11 protein-coding genes are annotated in these 18,840 nt (G+C 44.1%); 4 read left to right on the plus strand and 7 right to left on the minus strand.

All coding sequences use genetic code 11. From position 1 onward, the window contains the following. Positions 1-548: 548 nt before the first annotated feature. Positions 549-1,367, plus strand: a complete 819-nt coding sequence (locus BLS64_RS06340; protein WP_093112668.1) for a response regulator transcription factor — start codon at positions 549-551, stop codon at positions 1,365-1,367. A 24-nt stretch (positions 1,368-1,391) separates the two neighbouring features. Here BLS64_RS06340 and BLS64_RS06345 read toward each other — a convergent pair whose 3' ends face one another. Continuing rightward, entirely contained in the window at positions 1,392-1,760 is a 369-nt protein-coding gene (locus BLS64_RS06345) for a response regulator transcription factor (protein WP_093112948.1), read from the minus strand. A 392-nt stretch (positions 1,761-2,152) separates the two neighbouring features. On the opposite strand from BLS64_RS06345, the gene BLS64_RS06350 reads away from it, so the two are divergent. Next, positions 2,153-8,092 carry a HAMP domain-containing protein gene (locus tag BLS64_RS06350; protein WP_093112669.1) on the plus strand — a complete coding sequence of 1,980 codons (5,940 nt, stop codon included), beginning with the start codon at positions 2,153-2,155 and terminating at the stop codon, positions 8,090-8,092. A 194-nt stretch (positions 8,093-8,286) separates the two neighbouring features. Beyond that, on the plus strand, positions 8,287-9,102 hold the full coding sequence (locus BLS64_RS06355; RefSeq protein ID WP_093112670.1) for a glycosyltransferase family 2 protein: 816 nt from the start codon (positions 8,287-8,289) through the stop codon (positions 9,100-9,102). A 6-nt stretch (positions 9,103-9,108) separates the two neighbouring features. Here BLS64_RS06355 and BLS64_RS06360 read toward each other — a convergent pair whose 3' ends face one another. Genes BLS64_RS06360 through tsaD form a run of 6 tightly spaced genes read right to left on the minus strand, consistent with a single transcriptional unit; the run spans position 9,109 to position 14,338 of the window. Beyond that, positions 9,109-10,284 carry a THUMP-like domain-containing protein gene (locus BLS64_RS06360; protein ID WP_093112671.1) on the minus strand — a complete coding sequence of 392 codons (1,176 nt, stop codon included), beginning with the start codon at positions 10,282-10,284 and terminating at the stop codon, positions 9,109-9,111. Then, a complete protein-coding gene (locus BLS64_RS06365; RefSeq protein ID WP_093112672.1) occupies positions 10,285-11,373 on the minus strand; it encodes an AI-2E family transporter in 1,089 nt (362 codons plus the stop codon). A 19-nt stretch (positions 11,374-11,392) separates the two neighbouring features. After that, positions 11,393-11,911, minus strand: a complete 519-nt coding sequence (locus tag BLS64_RS06370; protein WP_245693383.1) for a TrmH family RNA methyltransferase — start codon at positions 11,909-11,911, stop codon at positions 11,393-11,395. Then, positions 11,908-12,552, minus strand: coding sequence for a DUF4159 domain-containing protein (locus BLS64_RS06375; RefSeq protein WP_093112673.1), 645 nt, complete (start codon positions 12,550-12,552; stop codon positions 11,908-11,910). The genes BLS64_RS06370 and BLS64_RS06375 overlap by 4 nt, the downstream gene beginning before the upstream one ends. Before the next feature lie 45 nt (positions 12,553-12,597). Then, positions 12,598-13,311, minus strand: a complete 714-nt coding sequence (locus BLS64_RS06380; protein WP_093112674.1) for a 16S rRNA (uracil(1498)-N(3))-methyltransferase — start codon at positions 13,309-13,311, stop codon at positions 12,598-12,600. A 4-nt stretch (positions 13,312-13,315) separates the two neighbouring features. Next, positions 13,316-14,338, minus strand: a complete 1,023-nt coding sequence (gene tsaD / locus BLS64_RS06385) for a tRNA (adenosine(37)-N6)-threonylcarbamoyltransferase complex transferase subunit TsaD (protein WP_093112675.1) — start codon at positions 14,336-14,338, stop codon at positions 13,316-13,318. Between the two features lie 106 nt (positions 14,339-14,444). Here tsaD and BLS64_RS06390 point away from each other — a divergent pair, with 106 nt between their 5' ends. After that, positions 14,445-18,839 carry a translocation/assembly module TamB domain-containing protein gene (locus BLS64_RS06390; protein ID WP_245693384.1) on the plus strand — a complete coding sequence of 1,465 codons (4,395 nt, stop codon included), beginning with the start codon at positions 14,445-14,447 and terminating at the stop codon, positions 18,837-18,839. Position 18,840 lies beyond the last annotated feature (1 nt).

Consider the following 18,840-nt stretch of genomic DNA (forward strand, 5'->3'; position numbering starts at 1 on the left):
ACAAAATAATAATGCCGCAGGTTCCCCCGATGCTTCGGGGCTGCCACCCCGACTTAAAAAAGGTTCCGTATGGTAATGCGGAGCCTTTTTTATTTTTTACAAAATAAAAATGCCGCAGGTTCCCCCGATGCTTGGTCTGCTACTTCGACAAACATTATTCATTCACTAAAGTGAAAGGTTTTCTATGGCGCAAATCTAACGCTTGCTTTTAAGCTGCAGGATCTACAAAAAAGGTAGTGCAGGTGCAGCCTGAGAGCTTTGCCGCTAAAAAATACCTCTTTAATGGTATTTTTTCACAAACTACACCTTTCTATCTTAGCCCCGTTAAATAATTGAGTTAAGCAATTTTTGAGGATCTGTTAGGAAGTTCAAGTAGGGGTGAACTTCCGGTATTTTATTAGGGATAAAATATAGATTCGGTTTTCGATTGCGCCAAAAAGTATTTGACACAAAGGCCTTCAGAATTTTTCCGGAGGCTTTTTTCTTTCCTCTTTTCGAAAAGCTTCGTTATTTTACTACTCTTAATATAAAATTATAATTTGGAATGTATGGAAAAGGAACTTAAACAGATCTCAGATTACTGGCAGGAAAAGTACTCCAGTCAGGTGAAAGAATACCGTCCTTTTCAGGTATCTGAGTATTTTAAAAGATTCGCATCCCTTTTCGCCCCCGGCCACTCCTATTTTTATGTGGTTAATATATATAACTTTGAACTGGAATATGTTTCAGATTCTGTAAAGGATTTTGTGAGTAAGAGCCTAAGGGAAATTAAATTGCAAGATCTTTTGCAAACAGTGGTCTCCGAAGAGATTGAGAGCGTTAAACTTAAAAGTAAGGTTATAAGTGATTTTTACACCTCATTTTTGAAAAAGGAAGAGGTATGGGCTTATAAGAATATGTTTACCTATCGAATGCTGGACGGGGAAGGAAAGAAAAGGAAAATGCTGTATCAGGCTTTTCCTTTAAGTGTTTTAGAAAATGGAACGCCGGAACATGTTTTCTGCCTTCAAACCGACGTGTCTCATCTCCAGGTTACAAGTACGAATACTGTTTCTTTTATTCATTTGCACGGTGGAAGATCTTATTTTAATGTTGATATCTCCCAGGGTAATTTTGATCCAGAAGTGTTAGATGCTGAATACTCAGATTTTTCTACTTTTTTAACCAAAAGAGAAAAGCAAATAGTGAACAGTTTTTCGCGAGGCTTAAGTGCCGATCAAATTGCAAAGGAACTTAATCTCTCACCTCACACCATTAAAACACATAGAAAAAATATCCTGCGAAAAACCGGATGCACGAATACGACCGAACTAGTTGCTAAATGTCTTACCAGCGGAGTGATCTCTCCGGGCCCGAAATTAGTTTAAGATCAAAGCGAAAAACAGGTTGTACTAAGCTTCCTTTTTATTTATTGTAGCTTCAATACTTTGCAGAAAGTCATCCACAGAAAAAGGTTTGGCAATAAAATTATTAGCGCCGGCAGAAATACAAACTTCCTGGGCGCCATCAAAGCCTGACATCATGAGGATTGGAGTTTGGGAGACCCCTTCTGTTTCTCTGATCATATTGCAAACTTCAGTTCCGTCAGTTCCGCTCAACAACTTGTCAAGTATTACCAGATCAAATTTTTCTGCCTGAAGTGTTTCGACTGTCTGAGCTGGCACCCTCAAAAGCTTCACGTCATAGCCGTTCATTTCGAGCTGGTCCTTGAGTATGTCCCCAAGGTTAAAATCGTCTTCAACTAGTAAGATTTTATTCATATGAATGTTTTTATTGAATTGATGTCGGTCAAATTTAGGGGCAACAATCTTTTCAACAGAAATCTCTGAACATCCCAATAGAATAATTTTTTTGGATGCTTTGTCGCTTGCCAAAAGTACTCATAAAACTATAAACTCCAAGTACGGTCAAATAGACAGAAAACAAAATTATAATCTTAATGTTAAAAAAATTATGTAAAAAGGGGAGTTATCTTCTAAAAGTCAGTGGTATACATTTATCCTGTCGTAGGATTCCCGATGTTATCACAAAATTTTTTTACCAGTTTTCACAAAAATTTCACATAGTCTTTAGATATAAAGCCCTTTTTTTACGGTCCATTCAGAAAAATCAATGTGATATTCGAATTCAGATAATATAACCCCTTCTTGAAATGGCAAAAAGAACAACATCCCCCAAGACAAAAACAAAAACCACTTCTCAAAAAGTTACCCCAACCAAACGTCCCATAGTTAAAAAGTCAAAAAGAGTAGCCCATGAGGAAATGTTCAAGGACAGCGATTATGTGCATGAGCAGCTTGACAGACTTATATTTGCGTTGGAGGCCTTTAGGGAAGGAGATATTTCTGTTAGACTTTCCAAAGAACGTAATGATAAGTTTGCCGATGTAGCCGAAGCTTATAACACGATGGTTGAGATGATTGGGGGTGTAAGTACCGAGGTGTCCCGTATATCACGTGTAGGTGGTATTGAAGGTAACCTTGATGCAAGGGCTGAATTCAAAGCTTCCAGCGGGGTCTGGAAGGACATGATCGACAACATTAATATTCTTATTGAGGCGATCGCGAAACCGGTACTTGAGGTAAGCCGAATTCTTAACAGTATTGCAGCAGGAAAACTGGAAGACAAATTTAGTCTTACGGTAACCGGAGATTTCCGGGCCATGGCCGATGTGATCAACCGAACCCTGGGAAGTTTGAACATTTTTGCTGAACAGGTTACCCAGGTTGCCCGTGAGGTGGGTGTTGAAGGAAAACTGGGAGGACAGGCAAGTGTACCAAACGTATCCGGAACCTGGAAGGACCTTACCGATAATGTGAACCAGATGGCGAGTAACCTTACCGAGCAGGTACGGGAGATCGCCGGAGTAACCACAGCGGTGGCCGATGGTGACCTTTCCAGGAAAATTACCGAAGAAGGAAAAGGTGGGGAAGTACTTGGATTATCGACAACCATTAACCGAATGGTGGACTCCCTGAACATTTTCGCTGCTGAGGTGACCAATGTGGCACGTGAGGTGGGTGTTGAAGGAAAACTGGGAGGCCAGGCAAATGTACCAAACGTTGCAGGAACCTGGAAGGATCTTACGGTGAACGTGAACACCATGGCATCTAATCTTACCGCACAGGTAAGGGAGATCGCTGGAGTAGCAACATCGGTAGCGAATGGTGACCTTTCAAAGAAAATATCCATTAACGTAAAAGGAGAAATCGCGGAATTAAAAGATACTATCAACCAGATGGTGGACTCGCTGAACATCTTCTCTGATGAGGTAACCCGTGTGGCACGTGAGGTGGGAACCGAAGGTAAACTGGGAGGACAGGCCGAAGTACCAGATGTGGCCGGAACCTGGAAAGATCTTACCGATAATGTAAATACCATGGCGAGCAACCTGACTAACCAGGTAAGGGAGATCGCATCGGTAACGACCGCGGTGGCACAGGGAGATCTTTCGCAAAAGATTACCGAAGAAGGAAAAGGGGGAGAGGTATTGATCCTTTCCAATACGATCAACAGCATGGTTGATTCCCTGACGTTATTTGCTGCGGAGGTAACTCGTGTGGCCCGTGAGGTAGGTACCGAAGGAAAACTGGGAGGCCAGGCAACAGTACCGAGTGCGGCAGGAACCTGGAAGGATCTTACAGATAATGTGAATATCATGGCGAGTAACCTTACTACTCAGGTGAGGGAGATCGCCAACGTAGCGACCGCGGTGGCCGATGGTGACCTTTCACAAAAGATTACCATTGATGTAAAAGGAGAGATCGCCGAATTGAAAGATACCATTAACCAGATGGTGGACTCGCTGAACATCTTTTCTGACGAGGTAACGCGTGTGGCACGTGAGGTGGGTACCGAAGGTATTCTGGGGGGTCAGGCGAAAGTGCCTGATGTAGCGGGAACCTGGAAAGACCTTACCGATAATGTGAACTACATGGCATCTAATCTTACCACACAGGTAAGGGAGATCGCGAATGTGGCAACCGCGGTTGCCAAAGGTGACCTGGCACAAAAGATTGCTATTGAAGCCAAAGGGGAGATCGCAGAACTGAAAGAGACCATCAACACGATGGTGGATTCCCTGAACATTTTCTCTGATGAGGTAACCCGTGTGGCTCGTGAGGTGGGTACCGAAGGTATCCTGGGTGGTCAGGCAGAAGTACCGAACGTAGGTGGTGCCTGGCTGGAACTTACCGAGAACGTAAATACCATGGCATCCAATCTTACCACACAGGTGAGGGAAATTGCATCGGTGACCAAAGCGGTGGCAAACGGGGATCTTTCCAAAAAGATTTCCGAAGAAGAAAAAGGAGGAGAAGTACTGGAGCTCTCTACCATTATCAACACGATGGTGGACTCGCTGAACATTCTTTCTAACGAGGTAACCCGTGTGGCCCGTGAGGTGGGGACCGAAGGAATGTTGGGTGGTCAGGCAGAAGTGCCTAACGTGGCCGGAGCATGGCTCGATCTTACCGGAAATGTGAATACCATGGCGAGTAATCTTACCAGCCAGGTGAGGGAGATCGCCAACGTGGCCACCGCGGTAGCGAACGGGGACCTTTCTCAAAAGATCTCTATTGATGTAAAAGGAGAAATTGCTGAACTGAAGGATACGATCAACCAGATGGTGGACTCGCTTAACGTTTTTGCCGCGGAAGTAACGCGTGTGGCACGTGAGGTGGGTACCGAAGGTATGCTGGGAGGTCAGGCAAAAGTGCCGAACGTTGCAGGTACCTGGAAAGGCTTGACCGATAATGTGAACACCATGGCCTCTAACCTTACCACTCAGGTGCGGGAGATCGCCTCGGTAACCACTGCGGTTGCGAACGGTGACCTTTCTCAGAAGATTTCTGAACAGGGGAAAGGAGGGGAAGTACTTGAACTCTCTACCACCATTAACCGAATGGTGGACGCCCTGAACATTTTTGCAGATGAGGTAACCAACGTGGCACGTGAGGTGGGGACCGAAGGTATTCTTGGTGGACAGGCAGAAGTGCCTAACGTGGCCGGATCCTGGAAAGATCTTACCGATAATGTGAACCAGATGGCGAGTAACCTTACCTCTCAGGTACGGGATATTGCGGGAGTATCTACCGCACTTGCTCGAGGAGATTTCTCTAGAAAGATCGACGTGGAAGTTAAGGGTGAGGTTCAGGAGCTTAAGAACAACATTAACGCGATGGTGGACTCATTCACCACGATTGTGAAAGCCGCCAATACCATTGCAGAAGGTAACTTCTCGATAGAAATGCCGCTTCGTAGTGAGGCCGACCAACTGGGGATCGCTCTAAACTCGATGACCGAGAACCTTAAGCGAATTTCTGAAGAGAACGAGAATGAAGCATGGATCAAGACGGGACAGGCGGGGCTTAACGACAGGATGCGTGGAGAGCAGGATCTGTTGACCCTTTCCAAGAACATCATTTCTTACCTGACCAAATACCTGGACGGCCAGGTGGGTGTAATTTACCTGGCTGAAAAGAATAACGATAAGAAGCAGTTGAGAATGACCGGCTCTTATGCCTTTACCCATAGAAAATCCCTTAAAACAACTTTCGATTTTGGAGAAGGACTGGTTGGGCAGGCTGCCTCAGAAAAAGAACCGATCGTACTTTCGGGTATACCTACAGACTATATCAGTGTTTCGTCAGGGCTGGGAGAAAAGACGCCAAGGCATATTCTCGTGCAGCCATTCATGATAGATGGCGAGGTAAGAGGAGTCATAGAAATTGGTTCTTTTAAGGCCTTTAATGACAACCAGCTGGAACTGGTACGATCAGTAGGAGAGAACATTGCGATTACGACCAACGTATCCCTCGATAGGGAAAAAATGAAAGACCTGCTTGAGGAGTCTCAGCGTCAATCTGAAGAATTATTGAATCAGCAGGAGAAGCTGAAAATTCAGAGTCAGGAGTTGCAGATGGCAAATGATGACCTGGAGTCCAAAACCAAGGATCTTGAGATGCAGAAAGAGGATCTGCAGTCAAGCAGGGTTGAAGTAGAGCGCAAAGCCAAGGAACTGGAGCTTGCCAGTAAGTACAAATCTGAATTCCTGGCCAATATGTCTCATGAGCTGAGAACACCACTTAACAGTCTTCTCATACTTTCTAAGGACCTTAGTGATAACCGAAAAGGAAACCTTTATAAAGACCAGCAGAAATCGGCCAGCATTATTTACGAAGGTGGTTTAAACCTGCTTAACCTTATTAACGATATTCTGGACCTTTCTAAAGTAGAGGCCGGTAAGCTGCAGATACACCCGGAAGACATCCTTATAGAAAACCTGATAGATAACCTGCAAAACCAGTTCGAGCCCCTGGCGAAATCGAAAAAGCTTAAATTCACTATTCAGCGGAAGGCAAACGTGCCCGAAAGAATCGTAACAGATGGGCAACGCCTGGAACAGATTATTAAAAACCTGATTTCTAACGCTATAAAGTTTACGGAAAAAGGCTCGGTAAGCGTGTCTATCTCTAAACCTGGTTCAGGAGTGAATTTCAGGGAGATCACCCTGCCTCATTCCGAAGTATTGGAAATTGCAGTAAAAGATACCGGAATTGGAATTCCTGAAGCCAAACGAATGATGATCTTTGAGGCCTTTCAGCAGGCCGAAGGAGGAATTAGCCGCCAGTATGGTGGTACAGGACTAGGATTGACCATCTCCAGGGAACTTTCGCGATTATTGGGAGGAGAGATACATATTGAAAGTACCGAAGGAAAAGGTAGTATTTTCAAAGTCTATGTGCCTACAGATCTTAATAGTGCACCAATCAAAGAGATGGATGATGCGATCTCCTCTTATAGCAAGTCAAAGAATTCCATTTCCCAGGAGAGTAAGGTTATTGATTTGGAGAAGGAGAAATCTGAGGACATACCTGAAGCTCATATTCCTGATGACAGGGATAATTTAAAAGCTTCTGAAAATTCTTTACTGATAATTGATGAAGACAGGTTTTTTGGTCAGTTAGTAAGAAGAGTCGTTCGAAAAGACGGTTACAAATTGCTTTTTGCAAAAGATGGTAAAGAAGGAATGAAACTGGCAGCTCAATATCAGCCAAATGGAATATTTCTGAGTGAGCCTTTGCCCGATATGAGAGGGCTCATTGTTCTGGATCATTTGAAATTCAGTCTGGAAACCAGGCATATTCCGGTCTTTTTCACTTCAGAAGAAGATCATCGACATGAGGCCCTCAGCAAAGGTGCAATGGGCTTCAGTTTTAAGCCTGTATCCAATAAAGATATTGAGAATACCATCAAAAGGATTGAGAAACTGCACGATTCTCTATCTAAGGAAGTTCTAATTGTTGAAGATGATGAGGCGTCTCTTAAAGCCATTAGAAGTACTTTGCAGAATAAGCAGATCAATATTTCTACAGCAGTTACGGGACAGGATGCATTGGACACAATTAGGTCTCAAAGATTTGATTGTATCATCCTTGACCTCAAATTACCTGATATAACCGGTTTTGAGGTGCTTAAAAAGCTCAATTCCGGTAAGAAAGACTTCAACGTACCTGTCGTTGTGTATACCGGTAAAGAGCTCACGAAAAAGGAAGTAAAAGAACTGCATAAATTTGCCGACAGTATCTTGATCAAAGGTGCTTCTACACCAGAACATCTTTTAGATGAGGTGTCTTTATTCCTGCATAGTGACGAGAACAAACTGTCTTCACGTCAAAAGAAAATAATGGCCGACCTGCACAACCCCAAACACCTTTTAAAGGACAAAAAGGTATTGGTGGTAGATGATGATAAGCGTAATTCCTATGCGCTTACCAAAGCCCTTACAGAGTCTGGCATGAAGGTGGTCGTTGCGGAAAACGGGAAACTTGCCATTGAGAAATTAGAAGAAGAAAAGGATGTAGATGTGGTGTTGATGGATGTAATGATGCCTGTTATGAACGGCTATGAGGCCACAACTCAGATCAGGGAATATGATGCCTTTAAGGATCTGCCTATAATTTCGTTGACCGCTAAGGCAATGCCCGAAGACAAGGCCAAAAGCCTCGAGGCAGGAGCCAATGATTATCTCACTAAACCGGTGAACATTGATAAATTGCTGAACATAGTGCGACTGTGGTTGTACCAGTAGAATTAAGTTGAGTTTACTTTAGTTTGAAACTGAAGAGGATCAAGTTAGTACAATGAAAGAGACCGGGCAGACTCAGTTTGTCCGGTCTTTATTTTGAACAGGCTGTTCTTTGATCAAATTACCTATCCAGATTTTAACGAAGGGCACAATGCTGAATCGGCTGAATTTCTTAAATTTAGAACAAACCGATTTTCTTGAACACAGAACCATTACTTCAGTCCAAATTCGATTCCCTTCAATGTTGTGTCTTGATCCCTACCTATAATAACGCGAAAACCTTAAAGCGGGTTCTTGAGGGAGTGTTGAACTATACAGCCAATATAATTGTGGTGAATGACGGCTCTACAGATCACACCCCCAAAGTTCTTCATGCTTATAATCAGCTGCAGGTGATCGATCTGCCTAGAAACAAAGGCAAGGGAAATGCACTAAGGACAGGTTTTGAAGCAGCTGCAGAAGCAGGTTATGAATATGCCATTACCATGGATTCAGACGGACAACATTTTCCCGACGATCTTCCAGTTTTTCTTAATGCTCTTGAGGAAAAGGCTCCAAACGACCCCGAACTACTGGTGATCGGTTCCCGAAAAATGGATGATCCCTCCGTTCCCCAAAAAAGCAGTTTTGGCAACCGATGTTCCAGTTTCTGGTATTGGGTCGAAACAGGTGTCAAGTTGCAGGATACCCAATGTGGTTACCGGCTTTATCCTGTAAGAACTGTAAATCAATTAGATCTTTTTACCAGTAGATTTGAACTGGAGATTGAGGTGATAGTAAAGGCAGCCTGGGAGGGTGTGGAGGTAAAGAACCTTCCGGTAAAGGTGTTGTATGATCCAGACGAAAGGGTTACCCATTTTAAACCTTTTCGTGATGTAGCCAGGATCACCCTTTTGAATATATGGTTCGTGGGGATCGCTCTTTTTTATATTCTTCCCAGGAACATCTTCAGAAAGATCAATGGGGGTATGGCAGGAAAAGAGTTTTCTGATACCAAACTTCCGCTGGAATAAGGAATTCTAGACCTTTTTGCAGACAAGTACTATCTTTTCCTCACTTTTGAGAGTGGTGAAAAACAGGTAATGTTCCCCCCCGTCCTTCAGCTTAAGCTGTTTTCTCAAACTTGCCACGCTTTCAGAAAAATTTCGGGTGGTAATATGCGCCTTCTTCAGATCAAGTTCTGCCTTCAACTTTTTCTTTTTGAATGGAAGGGTTTTGAGGACATGAAAACGTCTTCCGGGAAAATCCTTTAGCTCTTTGGAAGTATAGAGATGTGAGTTTGTGTGTAGTTTCAAAAGTGCAAAATCTTCGGAAATAGCATCAAAAAGTCCGCTTTTCATTACAGCAGCATTCGGTTCATACAGGTAGGCCAAAGGCTCGCTGAACCTCACTGTATGTTCATTGCCCCAATAATTTTCGTAAACCTGCCTTTCCTTTTTTCCAAAGTTGATGGTTTTGATCTTAATTTCTTCGGAAGGCTCCTGCTTTAAAATCCATAAAAGCTCTTTCACATCATTTTCAACGGCGACAATGTGTATTTCATGAACATTTTTCAGTTCCCGTAGTCCGGCTTTCAGGTCAAGGAGGGGAGAGGTTTTTATAAGTATATTTTTTCCTTTCTCCAAAAGCAGATCTATATTTTCCGGAACATTGGGCAGGCAATCAGAAAGCTGAAAGATCCTTCCGCCGGCATCGTCTCTCCTGGAAGGATCAATATAGATCCAGTTAAAAAGTTCAAAGGAATTTCTAATAAATTCTATTCCGTTCCCAAGGTAAACTGAGACATTTTCAGCACCCAAGACTTCAAAATTATGAGAGGCAATTTCAGAAAGTTCTTCATTCAGTTCGCAGTGGATCACCCTTTGAAAATTTCGGGATAAGAAATAGGAATCAATTCCGAAGCCACCGGTAACATCTACAATAGAATTGCCTTCTATAAGAGAAGCTTTATACGCGGCTGTTGTCTCTGAAGAGGTCTGTTCCAGGTTTAACGTTGGAGGATAAATTATTCCGCGCGTTTTGAACCAGGTGGGGAGTTTCTTTTCAGCTTTTTTCTTTCCGGTAAGTTGTACGGCCAGTTCCTGTGCAGATACGCCGGGAAAAGGGCTCCCTTTAAAAACTATTTTTGATACATCTTCCCTGAAGTTTTTTTCCAGGTAAATTTGGACCTCTTTATGCAAAAGAGAATTATTCATCTACAGATCGCGTGTTAATCGCTTCACGATCTTATATTCGCTCAAAGATTCCTTGGCGATCACCTTTATGGCGGTATAAAAAGGCACTGCGACGATCATTCCCATAATTCCTGAAGTTAATCCGGCGATAAGGATCACCAGGAAGATCTCCAGGGGATGAGAACGTACACTCGCTCCAAAAATAAGCGGCTGGTTGATGAAGTTGTCGATAAGCTGACAAATAATGTAACCAGACATTACATAAATAAGCTGCGGCAGGATGATGGTTTGGAAATCGGCTCCCAGGTTACTGGAGATCACGAAAAGTGAAATCAGAATCCCTGCGATTATCGGCCCCAGGTATGGGATGATATTAAGAAATGCGCAGATGAACGCAATAGCAATTGGATTATCGATCTCAAAGATTGAAAGAAGGATGCTGTAGAGAACAAAAAGTACAGTTATTTGCAAAGTGAGGCCTACAAAGTAACGGGAAAGCAGGATCTTGATCTTGTTGAACACCCTCTGGAATTTCTCCTCATGGCCCTGGTTCGCAAAGACCAGGATACTGTTCAGCATTAACTTACTGTCCTTCAGGAAAAAGAAGGAGATGAAGATCACTGAAAATACGGCGATAGCAGCCGCTCCCAGTATTCCGAAGAAATTGTTCAGGTAAGTGGGAATGGTAGAAAGGTCAAAGTTACGGGCGAATTCCGTTTGTTTGATCCCTTCAATAATGTCAATTTCATCCACGCCCAGGTAATTGTTTATCTGAGTGTTTAGTTCGTTAAGATCGCGAGTAAAAGCGTCCATATCTATCTGCCCCAGGTTCTTGCTTTGTTCCACCACGATAGGAATGAAAATGGTAATGAGTCCAATGAACATGGAAACCACCAGCAGTAAAACCATGACCACGGCGATCTTGTTGGGAAGCCTTAACCGGTTGCGCAGAAAGATGACCACCGGTCGCCCCACCAGCGAAATTACACCGGCAACCGCGATATACAGGAGGACAGATTGTATCTCATAGAGGAAGTACAGCAGAAATACCACCCCGAGCAAAATACCAATGGCCCTTAAAATTCCGTAGGATAACTCTTTCTCGTTCACGAAGTAAATATATTATTTCTCATTTAACTGGCTGCAGGCTTTTTGTTATTTCGAACAGGGCGATGCCGGCGGCCTGCGCCACGTTCATGCTGCTGTTCTTTCCGAACATATTGATATGCAGATGTTCATCGGCTAATTTTAAGACCTCTTCGTCGATACCTGAATTTTCATTTCCCAGGACAAGCGCTATTTTTTCGAACCTGTCATACTTAAGGGAATCAACAGGTAAACTCCCTTCACTTATCTCCAGGGCAAGGATGCTGTAACCTTCTTGAGCAAGTTTCCTGCAGGCATCGACGGCGCTTTCCTGTTCTTCAGAAATAACATTTTTGATAGTGGCTCGTGCCGTTCTTTTTACTCTGCTGCTGTTAAGGTCAGAAAAACTGCTGCCGCAAAAGATCATTTTTTCTATACTGAAGGCATCTGCCAGCCGGAACAAACTGCCCACATTCGCCGGACCGGTAATTGAATCCAGCACTAGAACAATGGGGAATTTCTTTTCCTTAAAAGGAATGGCATCGTGAGATAACTGTATCAATTCTGAAACGCGTATTTGATGATGTTCGCGCCCATTTGGAGCGCTTTCAGTCGTACTTCGGGCGGGTCATTGTGTACCTGTTCATTTTCCCAGCCGTCTCCCAGGTCGCTTTCGTACGTGAACAGGCAAATGAGCCGGTCTTTTTCAAAGATCCCGAAAGCCTGGGGCCGTTTTCTGTCGTGTTCATGGATCTTTGGAAGACCTTCAGGAAAGGGATAAGCGCTGCTGAAAATGGGGTGATCTGTTGGAAGTTCAACTAATTCTTTCTCTGGGAATACTTTTTTGAGCTCCCTTCTTACGAATTCGTTCATTCCGTAATTATCGTCAATGTGCAGAAAACCGCCGCTCATCAGATAATTCCGAAGGTTTTCGGCATCTTCTTCAGTAAAGAAAACATTTCCGTGGCCGGTCATATGCACGAAGGGATATTGAAAAATATCAATGCTTCCCGGTTCAACGGTTTCAGGATCGGGATCTATGGAAGTGGAAAGGTTTTCATTGCAGAACTTTATAAGATTTGGCAAAGAAGTAGGATTGCCGTACCAGTCACCACCTCCCTTATATTTAAGAACGGCGATCTCCTGCCCGTGCAACACTAAAGTAGCGGGTAAAAATATCAAGATGAGCAGGACTTTTTTCATGCTGTAAAACGTAAAAATAAGAAATAAAGAGAATGCCGAACAGGTTTATTCAGTTTCGTTCAAAAGGGCGGCAGTGTGGCAGGCCACTATGGCAGCTGTCTCAGTACGAAGCCTGCTGCTGCCAAGACTTACCGCTTCCCAACTATTCTTCAAGGCGGTACTGATCTCATCCGGTGAAAAATCTCCCTCGGGCCCTATCAGTATCGTCACCTGCGCTCCTTTTTTCAGTCTTTTTGAAAGCAGGTTCTTTTCGGCATCTTCCTCGCAATGGGCAATGAATTTCTGCCCTGGGATTTCTCTTTCTACCAGCTCTGTAAAAGATACGGGCTCGTTCAACACAGGGAAACGAGTGTGCAATGACTGTTTTAATGCGCTTTGCAAAACCCTTTCGTAACGGTTCAGCTTCACCACCTTTCTTTCGCTATGGTCACAAATTACAGGGGTGATCTCTTGTACACCTATCTCAGTAGCCTTTTCCAGGAACCATTCGTAACGGTCGTTCATTTTGGTGGGAGCCACAACCATATGCAGGTGATAGGGGGCGGGCGGGGCTTCTTCAGAACTTAAGACCCTTGCCGTACAGCTGTTCTGGTTCGCGGCGATAAGTTCGGTCACAAAGAGCCATCCTTTCCCGTTGGTAAGGTGTAACTGGTCTCCTTCCTTCTTTCGCAAGACCTTTACGATATGTTTGCTTTCCTCGCGAGGAAAGACCACTTCCTTGTCTCCCGGAGCCACTTCTGGATGGTAGAATAACTGCATAAAATTACATTTTTATCCGGGCTTTGGCAGTGACTTCCATGTCTGCAAAATCGCCTGTCAGGTATTTATAATGTCCGGCGATGGCGATCATCGCAGCATTGTCTGTGGTGTACTCAAACTTCGGAATAAAAGTTTTCCACCCGTACTTCTTTTCGGCTTCCTTCAGGGTCTTTCTTATTCCGCTGTTGGCTGAAACGCCACCGCCGATAGCGATCTGCCGAATTCCTGTCTGCTTCACCGCTTTTTTCATCTTATCCATGAGAATATTGATGATGGTATGCTGAATTGAAGCGCAGATATCTTCCAGGTTCTGGGAAATGAAATCTGGGTTTTCCTTTAATTCCTTCTGAATAAAGTAAAGAATTGAGGTTTTGAGCCCACTAAAGCTGAAATTAAGGTCTCCCACTTTTGGTTTAGGGAACTGAAAAGCCTTTGGATTACCTTGTTGGGCATATTTGTCTACCAAAGGCCCGCCGGGATAGGGAAGGCCCAGAATTTTCGCGCTTTTATCAAAGGCTTCTCCTACGGCATCGTCCAAAGTTTGTCCTATGACTTCCATCTCAAAATAATCGGAAACCTTGACCACCTGGGTATGTCCTCCGCTGATCGTTAGGGCTAAAAAGGGGAATTCAGGCTTGTCAAAACCTTCTTCCTCTATGAAATGCGCCAGAATGTGAGCCTGCATATGGTTCACATCTATCAGCGGAATGTTAAGACCAAGTGCCATAGATTTCGCAAAAGAAGTACCTACCAGGAGCGAACCCATTAACCCGGGGCCGCGGGTGAAAGCAATGGCTGTAAGGTCTTTTTTGGTGATACCGGCCCGATCTAGAGCCTCGTGGATCACCGGCACTATGTTCTGCTGGTGCGCCCTGGAAGCCAGTTCTGGCACCACGCCGCCATACTTTTTATGGACCTCCTGGGTGGCTACAACATTGGAAAGTATTTTGCCGTTGCAAAGAACAGCTGCGGCCGTATCATCACAGGAAGATTCAATGCCGAGAATATATATTTTTTGTGAAGCCATCTTTATGATTTAGGCCTGAAAATTGTTAATATTGTTCGCAAAGTTATAACATAAAAATCCTATCAAAAAATTCTGGAAAATACTGGGTAAAACAGTGGTCGCGCTGTTGCTTCTTTTTATCATTTTACTGATAGTGTTTTCTATTCCCTCTGTTCAGACTTCCGTAGCGAGAAAGATCACTAACTCCCTGAAGGAGAACAAAGATGTGGACATAACCATTGGCAAGGTGGGGATCACTTATGGAGGGAGAATGGATCTTAGGGATGTGCTTATTCGTGACCACCACCAGGATACGCTGATCTTTTCTGAGAAGGTGACAACCTCGCTTACCAGCTTTAAAAGTTTGTTCAATAATAATCCTGTTTTAGGAAATACTACCGCGCACGACCTGCAATTTGACCTCAAGATCTATGAAGGGGAGAACCGCGATAACCTTAATGTCTTCCTGAATAAGCTCAAATCTGAAAAAAAGAAGAAATCTTCTTCTTTTGTCATGGCCATTAACGACCTGGAGGTGATAAACGGGCATTTCAGCTACATGAATGAAAATGCCAATAACCCGGAGATCCTTGTGCTCAATGACCTTAACCTGAATGCCGATGATTTTCTGCTGGAAAATTCAGATATAAGTGTAGACGTAAGAAAACTTTCCGCCCTTGAAAAAAGAGGGCTGGAAATCGATTTTTTGAGCACTAATTTTTCTTATACCAGCGAAGCGATGACACTCGCTGACCTGCAGATTATTACACCACAGTCAAATGTGGAGGCCAATATCGTTTTTGACACCCGCCAGGGATTTTCGAATTTTGTGAACACAGTTCCCATTACCGCCGACTTCAGACAATCCACCATCTCAACAACCGACCTGAAACCGTTTTACAGGGAATTCGGAAATGACGAGATCTTTTCCTTTTCTACAGTGTTGGAAGGACAGTTGAATAATTTCACCCTTACCGATTTCCAGATGGAAGGCCTTGACAGGACCCGCCTTTCCGGAGAATTACGGGTTAAGAACGTCATGCCTGGGGCAGAGGAGAACTTTTCTATTCAGGGAGATATGGAAGAACTGGCCACCAATTATTATGATCTGGTGAACCTGCTGCCGGGACTGCTGCGGGAAAAGCTTCCTGAAGATCTGGTAGAATTCGGAAATGTGCATTTGCATGGGGATGTCTTTGTTTCTGCCAATTCCCTTATTGTAGATGCCGATGTTTTTTCACAGTTAGGGACAGCCGATGTTGATCTTGAGATGGAAGATTACCGCCATACGGCCGAAGCATCTTATTCCGGCCACCTGGAGGTGAAAAATTTCAATCTCGGGAAACTTTTTGAGGTAAGGGATCTTGGAAATACTTCTTTTAATATCAACTTCAGCGGAAAAGGGCTTTCCGCAGAAACGCTTAATTCCCAGGTACGCGGAAGGATCTCGAAACTGGTATATAAAGGCTATGCCTACAATAATCTTAAAATACGGGGTACCCTGAAAGCGCCGGTTTTCAACGGGAACTTCATCTCCCTTGATCCAAACCTGCAGATGGAATTCAACGGGTTGGTAGATTTTTCAGAAGGAACCAATATTTACGATTTTGAAGCCTCTGTAGCTCACGCCGACCTGGCAAAGATGAACCTGGTGCAAAGGGACAGCCTGAGCGTGTTTAAGGGAGATATTATCATGAACATGCGCGGTACCAACCTGAATGATCTTGCCGGGAACATTCTGCTGCTGCATACTTCTTACGAAAACGAGAACGACAGGTACATGTTCAATGATCTCAGCATCAGTTCAAGTTTTGATGGCCCGGTAAGAACCATCACCGTAAATTCTCCAGATGTGATCAACGGAAGCGTGGAGGGAGTGTTCGATATCAAAGAGGTGCCGGCGCTGGTGGAAAATGCCGTGGGAAGCCTCTATACCAATTACCGCCCCAACAAGATCACCACAGATCAATACCTCTCATTCAATTTTGATATTTACAATAAAATAGTGGAGGTGTTCTTTCCGCAGATAACCCTGGCGCCAAATACCTTTATTCGTGGAAGTGTGGAGTCTGATGAATCTGAGTTCAGGCTTGCCTTCAAATCGCCTAAAATAGAAGCTTTTAATAACCTTTTTGATCAGGTAAATATCCAGGTAGACAACTCAAACCCGCTTTTCAATACTTTCATAGAAATTGATAGTGTGGCGACCGGGATCTATAGTATTGCCGATTTTAATCTGATTAATGTTACCCTTAATGACACCTTGTTCGTACGTTCGGAATTTCGTGGAGGGCCAAAGAATAATGACGAGTACAATCTCAACCTGTACCACACTATCAATGAGAATAACAATTCCGTGGTGGGGCTGCAACGTTCAGACATCAAATTCAAGGAAAGTGTATGGCAGCTTAACGCCAAAAATAACAGGTCAAACAGGGTGATCTTTGATAAGGGGCTGCAAAACCTAAGGGTGGATTCCCTGGTGCTCAGTCATCAGAATGAAGAGATCAGGCTTACCGGCGAGATGCGGGATACCACCTACAAAGATTTCAAAATGCAGTTTGAGAACGTGGACCTGTATAAGATCACTCCCGAAATTGACAAGCTGGAAATGGGCGGTGTTGTTAACGGAAATTTGAATCTACTGCAGCAAAATGGAGCTTACTATCCCAATACTTCACTTACCATCAGTGATCTGGTGATCAATGATGAACTTTTAGGGAATCTGAACATCGATGTTATGGGGAACAGGGATCTTAGTTTCTACAATGTGAATACGACACTACGGAACGAAGGTTTGGAGTCTTTATCGGCCATTGGAGAAATAGAAGTTGATGATGATCCCACCATAAACCTGGATGTTGACCTGCGGAATTTTAACATGGAGGCCTTTAGCCCGATTGGAGGAGATGTGATCAATAATATCCGTGGTTATGTTTCGGGTAGTGCCGATGTCACCGGAAGTTATAAGAATCCCGACTTCACAGGCAGATTGTTCTTGAAAAAGGCCGGGCTTAGCATTCCTTACCTGGAGGTGGACTACAGGTTTGAAGACAATGCAGTGGTCAATCTATCAAAGCAGCAGTTCGAGTTCGAAGATATCGAGATCACCGACACCAGGTATAACACCACCGGAACTTTGGGAGGTACCATCTCTCATACCAACTTCAAAAAATGGATCCTGGGGCTGAATCTTTCTACGAACCGGCTTTTGGTTCTCGATACCGAGCTGGAGGAAGAATCTCTTTACTACGGAACCGCCTTTATGGGAGGGAATGCTTCCATATATGGACCAACTTCAGAACTGGTAATTGATGTAGTGGGAACCACCCGCCGCGGAACCGTCTTTAAAATTCCTATTTCTGACACCGAAAGCATTGGGGATAATTCCTTTATCAATTTTTTGAGTCCTGAAGAGAAAGCAGCTCGTCTTGCCGGAGAGGAAATAGAGGTAGAGGAGGTGAAAGGCCTTGAACTTAATTTTGATCTTGATGTCACCAGCGACGCGCTGGTGGAACTGGATGTCGACGGAAGCATACTGAGAGGACGGGGAGCCGGAACTCTTTTGATAGAGATCAACACCCTTGGGAAATTCAATATGTGGGGGGACTTTATCGCAACTACCGGCGAATATATTTTTAATTACGGAGCGCTTCAAAAGCGATTCGACGTACGACCCGGCGGAAGCATCAACTGGAGCGGAAGCCCCTTGCAGGCCGACCTTAACATGAGTGCGGTATATGAAGCTCATGCCAATCCCGCCATCATTCTGGATAATCCTGGAGTAAGTAGAAGGATCCCTGTAGATGTGGTGATCAATCTGCAAGGTGAACTGGTGCAGCCCGATATTTCCTTTGACCTGGAATATCCTAATGTGACTTCAGCGGTACGTTCTGAGTTGGAATATAAGATAGAGACCAGCGGTAATAGTGAGGCTCAGGCTTTCTCTTTACTGGCATTAGGACAATTCTATACCCCTGATGTGTTTGGAGGCAACGCCGGAAGTGCCATTTTAGGAGGGGTTTTCCAAAGTGCTTCTTCAGGGCTTTTCAGTAGCCTGGTAGGGGAGGATGGTGGTGTCTTTGAAGTAGGGCTTAATTACGAACAGGGCTCCAGGACCCCTGAACAATCTACCGCAGACCGTTTCGGGGTGACTCTTTCCACTCAGATAAGTGAACGCGTTTTGATCAACGGACAGGTGGGAGTGCCGGTAGGTGGGGTTACCGAAACAGTTATCGTTGGAAACATTGAAATTGAATTCCTCCTGAACGAGGAAGGAAACCTGAGGGCGAAGATCTTTAACCGGGAGAATAATATCCAGTATATAGGAGAAGAACTTGGCTTCACCCAGGGTGTCGGCCTGTCTTACCAGGTTGATTTTGACACCTTCAAGGAATTGATCCAGAAGATCCTTGATAAGGAAATAGCAACTGCAGCTACCGAAGAGCCGCAGGAAGAGGAGAAGGAGGCTCAAAAAAGCCTTGCCCCGGATTATATTCGTTTCCCCGGGGAAGACAATTGAT

Source organism: Salinimicrobium catena (assembly GCF_900102915.1).
GTDB classification, from domain to species: Bacteria; Bacteroidota; Bacteroidia; order Flavobacteriales; family Flavobacteriaceae; genus Salinimicrobium; species Salinimicrobium catena.

Coding starts and splice junctions, on each gene's coding strand:
- BLS64_RS06375 (WP_093112673.1), bottom strand. CDS start 12,552: ATGAAAAAAGTCCTGCTCATCTTGATATTTTTACCCGCTACTTTAGTG.
- BLS64_RS06345 (WP_093112948.1), bottom strand. CDS start 1,760: ATGAATAAAATCTTACTAGTTGAAGACGATTTTAACCTTGGGGACATA.
- tsaD (WP_093112675.1), bottom strand. CDS start 14,338: ATGGCTTCACAAAAAATATATATTCTCGGCATTGAATCTTCCTGTGAT.
- BLS64_RS06360 (WP_093112671.1), bottom strand. CDS start 10,284: ATGAATAATTCTCTTTTGCATAAAGAGGTCCAAATTTACCTGGAAAAA.
- BLS64_RS06380 (WP_093112674.1), bottom strand. CDS start 13,311: ATGCAGTTATTCTACCATCCAGAAGTGGCTCCGGGAGACAAGGAAGTG.
- BLS64_RS06340 (WP_093112668.1), top strand. CDS start 549: ATGGAAAAGGAACTTAAACAGATCTCAGATTACTGGCAGGAAAAGTAC.
- BLS64_RS06350 (WP_093112669.1), top strand. CDS start 2,153: ATGGCAAAAAGAACAACATCCCCCAAGACAAAAACAAAAACCACTTCT.